The 13,932-nt window shown below is 49.7% G+C and carries 13 protein-coding genes and 1 pseudogene; 1 reads left to right on the top strand and 13 read right to left on the bottom strand.

The window, feature by feature from the left end; translation table 11 throughout:
- Nucleotides 1–10: 10 nt before the first annotated feature.
- The 4 genes from LA360_RS24015 to LA360_RS24000 all read right to left on the bottom strand — a co-directional run bounded on the left by LA360_RS24015 (nucleotide 11) and on the right by LA360_RS24000 (nucleotide 4,388).
- Nucleotides 11–1,054 carry an ABC transporter permease gene (locus LA360_RS24015; protein ID WP_057572272.1) on the bottom strand — a complete coding sequence of 348 codons (1,044 nt, stop codon included), beginning with the start codon at nucleotides 1,052–1,054 and terminating at the stop codon, nucleotides 11–13.
- Nucleotides 1,051–2,676: an ABC transporter ATP-binding protein gene (locus LA360_RS24010; RefSeq protein WP_022202163.1), complete on the bottom strand. Its 1,626-nt coding sequence runs from the start codon at nucleotides 2,674–2,676 to the stop codon at nucleotides 1,051–1,053. Before LA360_RS24010 ends, LA360_RS24015 begins: the two co-directional genes overlap by 4 nt.
- A 40-nt stretch (nucleotides 2,677–2,716) precedes the next feature.
- Nucleotides 2,717–3,835 (bottom strand): BMP family lipoprotein, encoded by a 1,119-nt coding sequence (locus LA360_RS24005; RefSeq protein ID WP_003525905.1) that lies wholly within the window; start codon nucleotides 3,833–3,835, stop codon nucleotides 2,717–2,719.
- Between the two features lie 376 nt (nucleotides 3,836–4,211).
- Nucleotides 4,212–4,388, bottom strand: coding sequence for a helix-turn-helix domain-containing protein (locus LA360_RS24000; RefSeq protein ID WP_225537680.1), 177 nt, complete (start codon nucleotides 4,386–4,388; stop codon nucleotides 4,212–4,214).
- Here LA360_RS24000 and LA360_RS30830 point away from each other — a divergent pair.
- Nucleotides 4,366–4,680 carry a serine dehydratase alpha family protein gene (locus tag LA360_RS30830; protein ID WP_057572273.1) on the top strand — a complete coding sequence of 105 codons (315 nt, stop codon included), beginning with the start codon at nucleotides 4,366–4,368 and terminating at the stop codon, nucleotides 4,678–4,680. The genes LA360_RS24000 and LA360_RS30830 overlap by 23 nt on opposite strands.
- 6 nt (nucleotides 4,681–4,686) lie before the next feature.
- Here LA360_RS30830 and LA360_RS23990 read toward each other — a convergent pair whose 3' ends face one another.
- The 9 genes and pseudogenes from LA360_RS23990 to LA360_RS23950 form a co-directional block, all read right to left on the bottom strand.
- Nucleotides 4,687–6,210, bottom strand: a complete 1,524-nt coding sequence (locus tag LA360_RS23990; protein WP_002588141.1) for a 4Fe-4S dicluster domain-containing protein — start codon at nucleotides 6,208–6,210, stop codon at nucleotides 4,687–4,689.
- 346 nt (nucleotides 6,211–6,556) lie between these two features.
- Nucleotides 6,557–7,837 (bottom strand): group II intron reverse transcriptase/maturase, encoded by a 1,281-nt coding sequence (ltrA, locus tag LA360_RS23985; protein ID WP_002578445.1) that lies wholly within the window; start codon nucleotides 7,835–7,837, stop codon nucleotides 6,557–6,559.
- 655 nt (nucleotides 7,838–8,492) lie between these two features.
- Entirely contained in the window at nucleotides 8,493–8,756 is a 264-nt protein-coding gene (locus tag LA360_RS23980) for a CD3324 family protein (RefSeq protein WP_022200421.1), read from the bottom strand.
- A gap of 210 nt (nucleotides 8,757–8,966) precedes the next feature.
- Nucleotides 8,967–9,545 carry a L,D-transpeptidase family protein gene (locus LA360_RS23975; protein WP_022200420.1) on the bottom strand — a complete coding sequence of 193 codons (579 nt, stop codon included), beginning with the start codon at nucleotides 9,543–9,545 and terminating at the stop codon, nucleotides 8,967–8,969.
- 97 nt (nucleotides 9,546–9,642) lie between these two features.
- Entirely contained in the window at nucleotides 9,643–10,395 is a 753-nt protein-coding gene (locus LA360_RS23970; protein WP_022200419.1) for a Sir2 family NAD-dependent protein deacetylase, read from the bottom strand.
- A 128-nt stretch (nucleotides 10,396–10,523) separates the two neighbouring features.
- Nucleotides 10,524–11,053 (bottom strand): annotated as a pseudogene (locus LA360_RS31615) (hypothetical protein).
- Nucleotides 11,050–11,685 carry a deoxyribose-phosphate aldolase gene (gene deoC, locus LA360_RS23960; RefSeq protein WP_002593587.1) on the bottom strand — a complete coding sequence of 212 codons (636 nt, stop codon included), beginning with the start codon at nucleotides 11,683–11,685 and terminating at the stop codon, nucleotides 11,050–11,052. The pseudogene LA360_RS31615 and the gene deoC overlap by 4 nt, the downstream one beginning before the upstream one ends.
- 71 nt (nucleotides 11,686–11,756) lie before the next feature.
- A complete protein-coding gene (locus tag LA360_RS23955) occupies nucleotides 11,757–12,944 on the bottom strand; it encodes a phosphopentomutase (protein ID WP_022200417.1) in 1,188 nt (395 codons plus the stop codon).
- A gap of 12 nt (nucleotides 12,945–12,956) precedes the next feature.
- On the bottom strand, nucleotides 12,957–13,928 hold the full coding sequence (locus LA360_RS23950) for a nucleoside transporter C-terminal domain-containing protein (protein ID WP_225537794.1): 972 nt from the start codon (nucleotides 13,926–13,928) through the stop codon (nucleotides 12,957–12,959).
- Nucleotides 13,929–13,932: the final 4 nt, after the last annotated feature.

Below are 13,932 nucleotides of genomic sequence, written 5' to 3'. Positions count from 1 at the left end.
TGTCCTCCTCCTACTGCGCATCTGCTTTTGCCTTGCGTTTTTTGTTAAACTGGAACAACAATTCCATGGTAGCCACGATAATAAAGATAGCGGTAATGGTATCTACAATGGATTTTGGAACACCGGTATTCTGCTGCATACCCAAAGCTCCGGAGCGCAGCACTGCCAGGAAAAACGCGATGAACGGGGTGGTAACCACATTGTTCTTTACAATCAGGGAAGCCAGCATACCGTTTGTTCCCAGGTTCGCGGCAAAGTTATTCAGGAAGTATCCGTATGTACCCAGCACCTCGATACAGCCTGCCAGGCCGCCAATGGCGCCGCTGAGCATCATGGTACGGATAAACACCTTCTTCGGATTGATTCCAACATACTCAGCATTGGCCGGATTGGTTCCCACGGTTCTTATTTTATAGCCCAGCGTTGTTTTGTTCAGCATCCAGATGACAGCAATTACCGTTATAATAGCTATAAACAGCCCCGCGTTGGCATTACTTGGTTTCAAAAGTTTGGGAAGCGTCACATTCACCGGTATGGACTGGGGATTGGCAACGCCTGCACTGATTGGTCCGCTTACTAAATAGGAAGTGATATACAGTGCCACACTGTTCATCAGAATGGTAGTACACACCTCACTGACGCCGTAATACGCCTTTAAAAATCCCGGAATCCATGCCCATGCAGCACCTGCTGCAACGGCAGCCCCAAAACATGCCGCCAGCAGCAAAGGCTTTGGAAGCCATGTGCAGTAGATTCCCACATAGGCAGCTGCCATACCGCCTAAGAACACCTCGCCCTCAACGCCTACATTGAAGGCTCCTGCCTTAGCCGCCACCGCAAATGCAATGGACGTCAAAAGCAGCGGGGTAAAGTTGGCCAGGGTTGTACCAATCTTCAGCTTCCCCACAAAAGCTCCCTTAAACAAAGCCGCATATGCTTCCAGTGGATTTTCATGAATCAGCAGTATAAAAACAGCTCCTATGCCCAGCGCCAGAAGAGCCAGCAGTAAAATCCTCCTCAGGCTTTTCATCACTGATTCTACTCTTGGATTCATTGTCTGCCTCCTTCCTGCTCCTGGATACCGCAGCCTTCCATATCATGGCCGCCCATCATCAGAAGCCCCAGCTTTTCTTCATCTGCTTCCTCCGCCATCATGCGCCCTGTAATCCTGCCCTCATACATAACCACAATACGGTCAGACAAAGACATGATTTCCTCCAGGTCCGCAGATACCAGAAGCACTCCCAGGCCCTTTTTCTTGACATCCTGCAAAATAGTGCGGATTGATTCAATAGCGCCTATATCAACACCTCTTGTAGGCTGGGATGCCACCAGAAGTTTTCCGCCTATGGAAACCTCTCTCGCCACCACTACCTTCTGGGCATTTCCTCCCGAAAGTGAGGATGCGGGAATCTCAGTATCCCTGGGACGTATATCGAATTTTTCGGCCATCTCTTTCGCAAATGGGTAGGAGGCAGAATCATTTACCATGATTCCCCTGGCAAAGGGCGCTTTGTCCTCCTGAACCGCCACCAGGTTCTCCCGTATTGTCATGGTACGGTTTAAACCTCTGGTATTTCGGTCTTCAGGAATATGGGCAAGTCCGGCTTCCCTGGATTTCCTTGGAGAAAAATTAGTGATTTCCGTTCCTCCCAGAATAACACATCCCTTCTCCACCTTTCTCAATCCGGTTATAGCCTCTATAAACTCACTCTGTCCATTCCCATCAATACCGGCAATTCCCACGATTTCTCCTGCCCTGACTTCCATGGAGACACCGCGTATCTTGGATATCTCTTTTTCCCCCGATGTCCACAAATCTCTGACCTCCAGGACCACATCACCGATATCAGCCTTCTCCTTTTTTATGTCCAGGAAAACTTCCCTTCCTATCATCATCCTGGCCAAATCCGAAGGGGACGTATCCTGTTTATCTACGGTACCGATAAAACATCCCTGCCTCATTACCGTAATACGGTCCGATATCTCCATTACCTCATTGAGTTTATGTGAAATGAAAACAATGGACTTGCCGTCCTTCCTCAAATTCTCCAGAATCTCAAAAAGCCTGCGGGTTTCCTGAGGCGTCAGCACCGCTGTCGGTTCATCCAGTATGATTATATCTGCTCCTCTGGTCAATATTTTAATAATCTCCACTCTCTGGGCTTCTCCCACGGAAATCTGATTTATTTTCTTACTCATTTGTATATCCATGCCGTACTGGTCTATATAGTGCTGCACTGTATTTTTTGCTTTTTCAAAATCTATGGTGCATCCCTTCCTGGGCTCAAATCCCAGAATAATATTCTCCAGTACCGTAAGCTCGTTGACCAGCATGAATTCCTGGTGCACCATGCCTATTCCTTTTTCTATGGCAATCTTGGGGGTGATGTGGCTTATATTCTCACCTTTGATTTTTATATCTCCCCCGTCAAAATCATATAGTCCGTACAGCAGTTTCATCATGGTGGATTTTCCTGTTCCATTTTCACCAATCAGGGAGTGTATTTCACCCTTCTTCAAGTTGAACTGCCCATCTTTTACCGCCTGTACGGAGCCAAATGATTTCCTGATACTATTCATTTCCACTACATATCCGTTCATTCCGGTCACCCTTTTCCCTGAATCTTTGCCTCTAAAGATTTCATAAAACCCAGGGCAGGAAGACATATTCATGCCCTGCCGCCCCTGAAGTATTTCCGCGCTTTATACAGCCTTACTGAGCGTCCTTGCCGAATCCCTCGTAGTTATTTACCACAATCTCGCCAGAGATGATTTTGTCTTTAAGTTCCTGCACCTTGTCCTGGATATCTGCAGGGAACTTATCGCCTAAATGCTCTTTAATGACTGCGAAATCAGTTAAGTCCACACCATCGTTGGAAATTTCCAGATAGCTGGTGGTGTCTCCTTTGAAGTTACCCTCCACTACAGACTCAATCACGCTGTAGCAGGCTGTGTCAACTCGTTTAACCATAGATGTCACTACATGTCCCGGCTGGTCGTTATCCTGATTCAAATCAACGCCAATGGCATATTTTCCAGCTTCCTTGGCTGCCTCCAGAATACCTGTACCTGTACCGGAAGCCACATTCATGACAATGTCAGCGCCCTGTTCATACTGAGCCAATGTCAGTTCCTTACCCTTAAGTGGATCAATCCATGTTCCTGCATAAGACTGAAGAATGGTGATGTCGGGATTTATATATTTTGCTCCCTGCTCAAATCCAACATAGAAATCGTGAAGCACCGGAATATCCTGGCCTCCGACCCAGCCTATAATGGCATCGTCATTTACACCTTCAATCTCGGAGTGGGTTGTGAACATAGCTGCCACTGCGCCGGCTAAAAAGGAACCCTGATTCTGGGCAAAGCTGATGGAAACCACGTTTGGCCCTTTTACAGTTGTATCGATGATAGCAAATTTAACGTCCGGATAGCTGTCTTTATATTTCTCAAGATATTCCTGGAAATTAGAGTTAGAGCAGATGACCAAATCATATCCGCCCTCGCAGCATGCCAGAAGGTTGGCCTCCCACTCGTCTGCGGTGGTGCCTTCCAGATTCTTTACCTCCACCCCGAAATCCTTGGCTGCCTGCTGTGCGCCGGCATTACAGGAATCATTGTAGGATTTGTCACCCAGATTACCAGAGTAAACAACCGCTACCTTTATCGGACTTTTGCCCTCAGAATCTGCCGCCTCGCCGGAGCCTTCCGCCGCAGTCTGACTGCTGCCTCCATTGCTCTCTGCCTTAGCTCCTGTGCCGCTGGAGCCACACCCAACCAGACTTAATCCTAACACTGCCGCCATTGTCATTGCCAAAAAACGTTTCTTCATAAAACTACTCCTTCCTTCACCTGAAATGTAATTGTTTCCTTTTACCAGGAAAAAGCTTTTAGTAAAGCGTTTTTCCAAATTTATTTCGTGATTTAATCTTATTACTATTTTTTAAATTTGTCAATAGATAAATGTTGCACTATATTTTATTTCATTATTTATGCATCTTTTACAATTTTTTCACGCATCCAGCCCTTCTATGTTAATCAAAAAATTTATTACCAGTAAAAGGCTTTATCTCACTCAATACACTGAATTTGCGGCAAATACCAAAGTTTTTTGCATCTGCCACAGAGGGTCCGTTCCGGCCGCCAAATAAAAAAATGGCAGGAGATGCGGCGTTTCTCACACCGTCATATCTCCTGCCATACCTGATCTATATTTTCTTCCCATCACCATACAAATACCTGTACTGTCCCGGCGTCATATTCTCTGAGCTCTTGAACCTCCTTGTAAAGTTGGACAGATTGGCATATCCTGCCTCCTGGACAATCTGGGCCATCTGCTTATCTGTATGAATCAGACAATCCTTGGCCAGCACAATACGAAACACCCACGCCAATATTGTCCGCACAGCCCGGACAGTAAACGGAGTTCTCACGCCTATCTTTCAGAAGGAATACTCCCTTACCGGCAGGACAGCCCTGCATGAAAAGCTGGCCACGGCCGGCGGGGCAGTTCTTATGAGCGCCTGCCTGGCCGTAGACGGAACCGTACTGGATCCAAAGGACGGCATATGCCACGCCACACCCGAGGGCGCTATCCGCAATATGGGACGAATCAGCAATCCCGGCATGGCGCAGACAGACCGCACCATTTTGGAAATCATGACGGAGAAAGATTAACACGCTCTAATCCACCAGCTTATCCAGTTCCTTCACATGCTCTGTCTCATTGGAGGTCTTATGCTTTGCCTTGGATGCGTACAGGTTCACGGAGGCCTGGGACTTCTTAATAGGCTGCATGGTGCCTGCTCCGGCCACGCATCCGCCCGGACACGCCATTCCCTCCAAAAGGTAGCCATTGTATTTCCCGGCCTTTGCCATGGTCAGCAGTTTTCTGCATTCCTTAAGGCCCTCTGCATTGGCTACCTTAATCTCCTTATCCGGATAACGCTGGTGAATCACATCCACCACGGACTTGGCCACCCCGCCTGCCACCGCAAAGTTACGGCCGTCCGTGGAAGCGTCATTGACGCCTTCCGGATCTTCTTCTATCTTCTCCACATCCACATGACGGGCATCAAAGATGCCGTCCATTTCCTCAAAAGTAAGAACGAAATCCACATCACTTCGTATGTCTGTACGCATAGCCTCCAGCTTCTTGGCTGCACAGGGACCGATAAATACAACCTTTGCATTGGAATGGTGCCGCTTAATCAGCCTTGCCGTCAGGGTCATGGGGGTCAATGCCATGGAAATACAGTCCGCATGCTCCGGAAACAGCTTCTTAGCCATCATGGACCAGGCCGGGCAGCAGGATGTGGCCATAAAAGGAAGCTTTTCCGGCACTTCCCGGATGAAGTCAATCGCCTCCTGGGTAGCGCACAGGTCAGCTCCCACCGCTACCTCAAATACATCCGCAAACCCCAGCGCCTTCATGGCTGCACGCAGCTTGCCGGGTGTAACCTTGGGACCGAACTGTCCCACAAAAGCCGGGGCAACCGCCGCATAAACTCTTTCCCCTGACTGGATGGCGCGTATGACCTGGAATATCTGCGACTTATCCGCTATGGCTCCAAAAGGACAATTCACCAGGCACATTCCGCAGGACACGCACTTGTCGTAATCAATATCCGCCTTTCCATTCTCATCCGTGGAAATAGCGTCCATACCGCAGGCGGCGGCGCATGGTCTTTCCTGAATAATGATGGCCTTATAAGAACAAACATCCGCGCATCTTCCGCATTTGATGCATTTATCGTCATTGATATGGGAGCGTCCATTGGTCCTGTCCAGCTTGATGGCATCCTTAGGACACACCTCCTCACATGGATGGGCCAGGCAGCCCTGACAGCCGTCTGTCACAAATACCCTCTTTTCATGACAGGCATTACAGGCAAATTTAATCACATTAATCAGAGGAGGCGTGTAATAGGTCTCCGGTCTGTCCGCCGCTTCTATGTTATCCGAAACCGGCGCATGTTCCGCCGCGCTGCGGTACGGAAGCCCCATGGCCAATCTGAGCCGTTCCCCGACAATAGCCCTCTCCAAAAAAACGTCATTGCGGAAATTACCCACTTCTCCCGGTATAATTTTATACGGAAGCTCTTCAATACGTTTATCCACCGGCCATTCCGTATGATAGGCCATCCTTGCCACTTCCCTGAATATCCTGTGTCTGATTTCCTGTATACGCGTCTCCACTCCTCGCATATTCCTGCCTCCTTGTTATGAGCACTTAGAGACCGTCTTTTGGTCTCTTACGTGCGATACATGCCGCTGGCACTTGGCGGGCGTCCTTTGACCGCTTAGTGCAGCGGCTCGTTATGAGCACTTAGAGACTGTCCTTTAGTCTCTTACGTGCGATACATGCCGCTTTTAACAGTACCGATTATATACCAGCCCATGAAAAATGCAAATGCCTAAATGCGTTTTTCCCCCTTTGTTCTTAAAATAAAGCACAGATTGCAAATAATCGAGTAGGAGGAAGGCGATTATTTCGCCTTCCGACCTCTCACACCACCGTACGTACCGTTCGGTATACGGCGGTTCAATCAACTTAACATGTAACAGCCTTTTCGGCGTAGTAGTCTTCCATGGATACAAGACCAAACTTAGCTAGTCTCTCTTTACTGATACAAATGTGGAGATTCCAGCTTCTGCACACTCTGGCATATCCTTTGGCATATGAAATGCCATGTGCCGCATTTGGCGGCAGACCAAGTTTGATAAGATTCTTTTCCCTGTTCTTTGGCGTTTTCCAGTGTTTCCATATGCACATGCGCAGTCGATACCGAATCTGTCCGTCCATTTTTGCGCACAGCCTTTTCATGCTTCCGATTTTGAAATAATTTATCCACCCTCGGATAAGCCGGTTGAGTTTCCCAATTTTATAACCATTGCCCACTCCCCAGCTCCTGCTTGTATATTTCTTCATCTGCGCCTTGAACTTTGCTGCCGCTTTCGGGTGTGGTCTGGCTTTGTACCCTTTGGCAAATGAGTCATAGTAAAATCCAAACCCCAGATACTTAATGCCCTTTGGTTTATCAACCCTGCTCTTTTCCGCGTTCACTTTCAGTCCAAGCTTTTCCTCTATAAACCGAGCCACGCTCTTCATTACCCGCTCTGCCGCCTGTCTGCTCCCGACCATTATAATAAGGTCATCTGCATACCGGACGAAATCCAGCCTCCTTGCTTCCAGTTCTTTGTCCAGCTCATTTAACATGATATTTGCTAACAGCGGCGAGATATTTCCACCCTGCGGTGTGCCGACTACCGTATCTTCATACTCATCATCAATCATTACGCCGCTGACCAGAATCTTTCTTACCACCGATATGACATCTCCGTCCTTTATTGTCCGTCCGAAAATCGTCATCAGCTTGTCATGGTCTACTGTGTCAAAGAATTTCGCTAGGTCGATATCCACTATCCAGTTGTGTCCGTCATTCATCATTTCCAATGCTTTAAGGACTGCCTGCTGTGCACACCGCTTGGGTCTGAATCCATAGCTGTGGTCGTGAAACTGCTCCTCAAATATCGGGGTAAGCACCTGTGCCACCGCCTGCTGTACAAAGCGGTCTACTGCTGTTGGCACTCCAAGATTTCTTGTACCACCATCGGGTTTGGGTATCTCCACCCTGCGGACTGGCTTCGGCTTATACTTCCTCGTCCGCAACTGTTCCTTAATGTTTTCGCCGTTTTCCGAAAGATATGCGCCAAGTTCTTCAACGGTCATCCCGTCCACGCCTGCCGCTCCTTTATTCCTTACGACTTGCAGATACGCCGCATTTAGATTATCCCTGCTTAATATCTGCTCCATGAGACTGCTTGTGTCCATGCGTTGTTTCCTTTCTGCCCCTTTTGCCTTTGCCGCCTTTGAAGTCATCGACAGGCGTATGCTCCGGCTACGAAGTGGAACGTACTTCAACTGATTGATTGTTCAGCCCTTCGCTCCGTCCCCATTACAGGAACTTCCTCACTACTATGGCTTCTGCTGACTTCTCACAATTCGTTGTTACTACTATAACTCGATTTTAATAAGTTTACATTATTATCCTGAAAACCAAGGGAAACGTGCGCCCAAAGCACGGACACGTAAGCCAAGAAATCAGATTACTACCAATGCTTAAATTGTAAGCTTATTTAAATCGAGTTATACTACGGCTAATGAGACCGCCTGTGAGACCTCCCCAGTTAAGGTGCGTGTTCTTTTCCTCCATGTACCTGCCGCATTTACTCGTACTTCCGGCAACCTTTTGGACTTCAGTGCCTTTTGCCACCTTATCCGTATTTCCGAGCCTTATATGCGGTTCCTGTCCGTCAGGTCAGAGGTTTGCTTACAGCTTCTTTCAGATTCCGTCTCACGGCGGACACCCTTGCTGTTCGGCTATGTGCTTCGTTGTTGCCTACGCGCACTTGGGACTTTCACCCATTAGAAAACGCCCATGCTGGGCAAACAAAACAGGGAGCCGCGCGCTGCGGCTCCCTGTCGTTTACTTCTGATATATAATTTTCCGTATGGCATGGACAGATAGGCAGTACTTATCCCCCAGCTCCTCCAGGGATACCCCCTGCCGGTAAGCATCCACGATTCCGGCGTTCCGCTCTGCCAGTTCCCTGCGGCAGCCGCTTTGCTCGCCCCAGGCCTTGTGCTGGTTTTCCCTGGACGGGATATAGATATATCCGGCCTGTACATATTCCTGCAGCTCCTCCACCAGGCCATGGGGGAGGACTGCCTTTGCGTTGACATATTTCATGTTGGCTCACTCCTTATTTTCATCACTCTTAAGGAAGCAAAGCCAGCATTTATCTCAGCGGCGCATATTACTCCATGCAGGCGCCGCTGAGCTTACCGGCTTTGCATGGAGCCAGACATTGTTGTTTTTCTTTTTATTCCTGCACATGATTTTCTCCTTCCAAACCGTCCTTATCTCTCAATTAAACCAGATTACGGCATTTCTAAATAACTACGGCCCAACGGTTACAGGAACTCCCAGAGGACAGTATTCCCACAGAATATCCATCACATCGTTTGTAACCGCGATGCAGCCGGAGGTTCCTCCGCCCTGGTCCCCGTGTATCTCAATTGCCCCGCCTAAAGGAGTATTCCAGGGCGGCTGTACGCCTGCCTTATTTGCCTCCAGGATGGCATGATACTGTTCCTCATTAATCAGGCCGTCTCTCAGGCCCCGCTCTGCGTCCTCGGCATTGGGATAGGAAAGTCCCAGAGCCAGATAGCATATGCTCTGGTCATTTCTCGTGCACACATAGAACGATCCGGAGGGTGTGATTTCATCTCCCTCCTGCACCTTGTCCCCTGTCTCAGACCGCCGTCCCAGCTTTACAGGCCAGGTTCCTATGGTCTGGGCATATTGTTTCAGCGTCAGCGTATTCCCCATCTTGCTGACATAGATGTTCACCCCATTGACAGAAGGCTGGTAAGCTGCCCCCGGTCCCGCGCTCTGCCCGGCCAGGGCGCTCAGAGGACCGGCTGCCGCCAGGCACAGTGCCATCGCTCCGGCTGCAGCACATTTTCTGAATTTCATCCTGTTCCATCTCCTTACGCTTATTTTATATTTTATTTAGTATACCATATAATCCCAGGTTCTAAACCAATGTAAGAAAATTGAAAGGAAAATATATCTATTCTTCTGTTTTCTCTTCCCCATACCCCAGCTGCGGCAGCACATTCATGGGATGGTCCAATATCACCAGATCTGCGTCCTTATCCAGATAGTGCTCCTGCTTATGTATGATTACCATGTTCCGCCCGGCAAAATACTGTATGTACTGGCAGAACACCTCGGAAGCCAGGGTGGTCCCCAACAATAACAGGGTATCCGCCTTTGTTATCTCCTCTGTGGTCCTGGTCATGTTCTGACTGTCCACCATCTCCCCAATCAGGGAAATCATGGGCCGTATGGGAACATTGCAGTCCCTGCAGATTGGAATCCGCTTTGCACCCGCAATATATCCAATGGGATACTTTTTCTTACATCTGGGGCACTGGTTCTGGTAAATACTTCCGTGAAGATTTATAACATAACGGCAGCCGCCCCTGCGGGCCTTGTCATAGATGTTGCTGTCTATGACGCATTGAAGCTTTCCGGCCCTCTCCATGGCTGCCAGGGCCGGGCCGGAAGCAGTGTCCCTTGGCGCGTTGTGAAGCATCTCCTTTTTATAGAACTCGAAAAATCGCTCCGGCCGGGTATTGTAAAATGCACTGGTATACATTTCCTCAACGCCGTAGCCATACCGGTTCTCGATGTCATATGCCTTATCCTGTTTCTTAATACCGATGAACCCGCCTTCTTCCATCATACCGGAACCGCAGAGAGCCACAGTATAGGTACTATCATCCAGAATCTTTCTCAACTGAGCTATTTTTTCATTCATAGTGATACCCCCTTCCAGTCCAACCCAGCAAATTCCCCCTGGGAGGCTGCATCTGTTTCTTATTATCACTATTATATAATTTTTTCCAGATAATTTCCACCCGTTTTGTCAATTTTATCTTACTATTTTCATTTTAAAATATCATTTTCTCTCTTTTCTGTCTGGAAATAAAGGAGAACGCCCCCGATTGTCACCACGCTCCCCGCTATCTGCGGGGGCACTTCCCCGAACAGGAAAAGCGCAAAAACAGCAGCAGCCACAGGCCCGCACAGCTTGGAAGCAGATACAAAGGAGAGCGAAAAGAATTTCAGGCACCAGCTGAAAAGACCGTGTCCCAAAAGGATGGGGCACACACCGAAAAGGAGGCCCACAACCACGAGCGCGCTCCGTATCCCGTAAAGGCAAGTCCGCTAAATGCAGTTGCCAGTCCCACGGCCAGGAACACTCCGCTGGCCCCGCACAGCAGGACCGTCTTTCTGTCCATGTCCATCAGCTCCCGCCTGCAGTCCTTCCGTCCCAAAACCACTGGCGTCATCAGTGCCACGGTCCACATTATGCGGTAAAGGGCTGCTACCACAGCAGGGGCCTGGGAATATTTAACAAAAATAGCCGATAGTGAAATACCGGCTATAATGCTTGGTTGAGATTCTCTGCCTATGGGATCAGCCTGCTGGTTCCCAGGCGGTCTGCGCCCAGCTCTATGAAACGCTCTGCGTCTTCAATAGAGGCGATTCCGCCGGCTGCCTTAACCTTCACCTCAGGACCTGAGTACTTCCTCATAAGGGCCACATCCTCCGGTGTTGCGCCGGCCGCGGAAAACCCGGTGGAGGTCTTGATAAAATCCGCCCCTGACTCCGTGACCACACGGCACATTTCCTTTTTCTCCTCCTCTGTCAAAAGACAGGTCTCGATAATGACCTTCAGGCATCTGCCGCCGCAGGCAGCCTTAATCTGTCTGATTTCATCCAGGACCTGGTCATAATGCCCTGCCTTTACCAGGCCGATGTTGATGACCATATCAATTTCGTCCGCGCCGTTCTTCACCGCGTCCTCTGTCTCGAACACCTTCACCGCGGTGGTCATGTTGCCGTTGGGGAATCCGATAACTGTACAGATTGCCAGCTTATCCCCCACAAAATCCTTTGCCTGCTTCACATAACAGGGAGGAATGCACACAGAGGCGGTGCCGTATTCCATGCCTTCCCTGCACAGCTTCTCAATCTGCTCCCAGGTGGCTGTCTGCTTTAACAGTGTGTGATCTACCCTGCTTAAAATATCCTTCTTATCCATTATTTTCCATCCTTTCCATCCGTCCGTCAGCCGCCCCGAAGAACAAACCGTCCAAGGGGCATTCTTCCTGATTACAATTCGTCCAGAACCGAAGTTCCTATAGTGCCTTCCGGCATCTTCACCCCAAAGTTATCAGCCACCGTGGCTCCAATGACCGCAAATGTATCTGCCCCGCCCAGGTCCTTTCCGCCCTCCATGGACGGGGAATAGGCGATGAACGGCACCTGCTCCCTGGTGTGGTCCGTGCCTGTGTAGGTAGGGTCGTTGCCATGGTCCGCGGTGAGAATCAGAAGATCGTCCTCACCCAGAAGGGGGAGCAGCTCACCCAGCTTCTCATCAAAGCGCTCCAGCTCCCTGCCGTACCCTTCCGGATTGCGGCGGTGTCCCCACAGAGCGTCAAAATCCACCAGATTCACAAAACAAAGTCCGTTGAAATCCGTTTTTGCATACTGGATGGTCTGCTCCATACCGTGGACAGATGAGTTGGAATGGTTGGACTGTGTCAGTCCCTCGCCGTCAAAGATATCGTATATCTTACCAATGGACACCACATCATATCCCGCGTCCTTAAGGGCGTTGAGGGCAGTCCTTCCATATGGCTTCAGCGCGTAATCATGGCGGTTGGAGGTGCGCTTGAATTCGCCCTTCTTCATGCCGGTATAGGGCCTGGCAATGACCCGTCCCACTTTCCACTCATCCCGCAGCGTCAGTTCCCTGGCAATCTCACAGTAGTGATACAGGCTGTCAAGTCCCATGGTCTCCTCGTTGCCGCATATCTGAAGCACGGAATCCGCGGAAGTATACACAATCAGATGGCCTTCCCGAATCTCTTCCTCTGCCAGTTCATCCAGTATTTCCGTTCCGCTGGCGCTCTTGTTGCCGATGATTTTCCGTCCGGTCCTTTTCTCCAGCTCGTCTATCAGCTCCTTAGGAAAGCCGTGGCTGGTAAATGTCTGGAAGGGCGTGGTGACAAGAAGCCCCATCATCTCCCAGTGTCCCGTCATGGTATCCTTGCCCCGGCTTCTCTCCTTCAGGCGCATGTAACGCCCCAAGGGGTGTTCTGCCGGCTCCATCCCTTCCAATGGATGCAGGTTGACCATGCCCAGTTTTTTCAGATTCGGAATCTTAAGCCCCTGAACCTTCTGGGCAATATGCCCCAGGGTGTCCACCCCCACATCTCCATATTCCGGTGAATCCTCCACTGCCCCGATTCCAAGTGAATCCAGGACCACTACAAAGATACGTTTATATTTTCCCATCTTACGACCTCCTTAAAATAATGTGACCAGGCCTACTACCATGGCGCCGATCAGGCTTACCGCCACACCGCCTAACATGGCCTTAAACACCAGGCGGGCAAGGGTGCTTTTCTTTTCAGGGCACAGGACCGCGATACCTGAAACGCAGATTCCCAGACTGGAGAAATTGGCAAAACCGCACAGGGAAATGGCGCATATCATCCCTGTCCTGTAATCCATGGAAGATATCATGCCGCCCAGCTGCTGGAACGCCACGAATTCATTGAGGACCAGCTTGCTTCCCAGGAGATTTCCTTCCAGCAGGATTTCCGACGGATCCAGGCCCAGGAAAAAGCCAAAGGGAGCAAATACATAGGAAAATACCTGCTGAAGGCTGATACCGCAGACACCCAACAGTTTATTCACCGCTGCCACCAGAGCCACCATGGCCACCATGATGCTGCCCACCGGCACCAGTGTGCTGGCAATCAGAAGATACTCCATGGGAATGCCCAGGGCCGTATAACCGCCCAATATGGACACGGACATACTGCCCATGCCGGAAACCAGGACCACCATAACCTCGCTGTCCGTCATTTGGCCCAGGTACTTGCTCACCAGTATCGGGCTGTCGGTCTGTCTCAGAAACATGTTGGCAACCGCCACAAAGCTTTCCACCTCTGAGGTGCCCATAAGCTTACCCACTGCTTTACCAATCCATTTTACCACAAATCCCAAAATTCCGATATAGTAAAGAAAACTTACCAGGGCAGACAGGAATACAATGTTGCCCAGGACCTGTATGGCAAATACAGATCCGGCGGCAGCGGTGCTGTCTGCCAGAGAACCGAACACAAAGCTTAAACCGTCCTGTCCGCAGTTGATGACGCTGGTCACTGCATCCGATACCTTAGACACCACGTAACGGCCGGCCGGAACCTTTACCAGAATCACCGCAATCAGGAACTGGGCAATCACTGCCTTAATCAACATTTTGACGGATATCTTT

Origin of the sequence: Enterocloster clostridioformis (genome assembly GCF_020297485.1) — a bacterium.
Lineage (GTDB): Bacteria > Bacillota > Clostridia > Lachnospirales > Lachnospiraceae > Enterocloster > Enterocloster clostridioformis.
This window is presented reverse-complemented; position numbering and strand designations above follow the sequence as displayed.

Bases quoted from the DNA above. Each gene is read 5' to 3' on its own strand.
- LA360_RS24015 (WP_057572272.1), bottom strand. From the start codon at position 1,054: ATGAATCCAAGAGTAGAATCAGTGATGAAAAGCCTGAGGAGGATTTTA.
- LA360_RS24010 (WP_022202163.1), bottom strand. From the start codon at position 2,676: ATGAATATGTCTTCCTGCCCTGGGTTTTATGAAATCTTTAGAGGCAAA.
- LA360_RS24005 (WP_003525905.1), bottom strand. From the start codon at position 3,835: ATGAAGAAACGTTTTTTGGCAATGACAATGGCGGCAGTGTTAGGATTA.
- LA360_RS23990 (WP_002588141.1), bottom strand. From the start codon at position 6,210: ATGCGAGGAGTGGAGACGCGTATACAGGAAATCAGACACAGGATATTC.
- ltrA (WP_002578445.1), bottom strand. From the start codon at position 7,837: ATGGACACAAGCAGTCTCATGGAGCAGATATTAAGCAGGGATAATCTA.
- LA360_RS23980 (WP_022200421.1), bottom strand. From the start codon at position 8,756: ATGAAATATGTCAACGCAAAGGCAGTCCTCCCCCATGGCCTGGTGGAG.
- LA360_RS23975 (WP_022200420.1), bottom strand. From the start codon at position 9,545: ATGAAATTCAGAAAATGTGCTGCAGCCGGAGCGATGGCACTGTGCCTG.
- LA360_RS23970 (WP_022200419.1), bottom strand. From the start codon at position 10,395: ATGAATGAAAAAATAGCTCAGTTGAGAAAGATTCTGGATGATAGTACC.
- deoC (WP_002593587.1), bottom strand. From the start codon at position 11,685: ATGGATAAGAAGGATATTTTAAGCAGGGTAGATCACACACTGTTAAAG.
- LA360_RS23955 (WP_022200417.1), bottom strand. From the start codon at position 12,944: ATGGGAAAATATAAACGTATCTTTGTAGTGGTCCTGGATTCACTTGGA.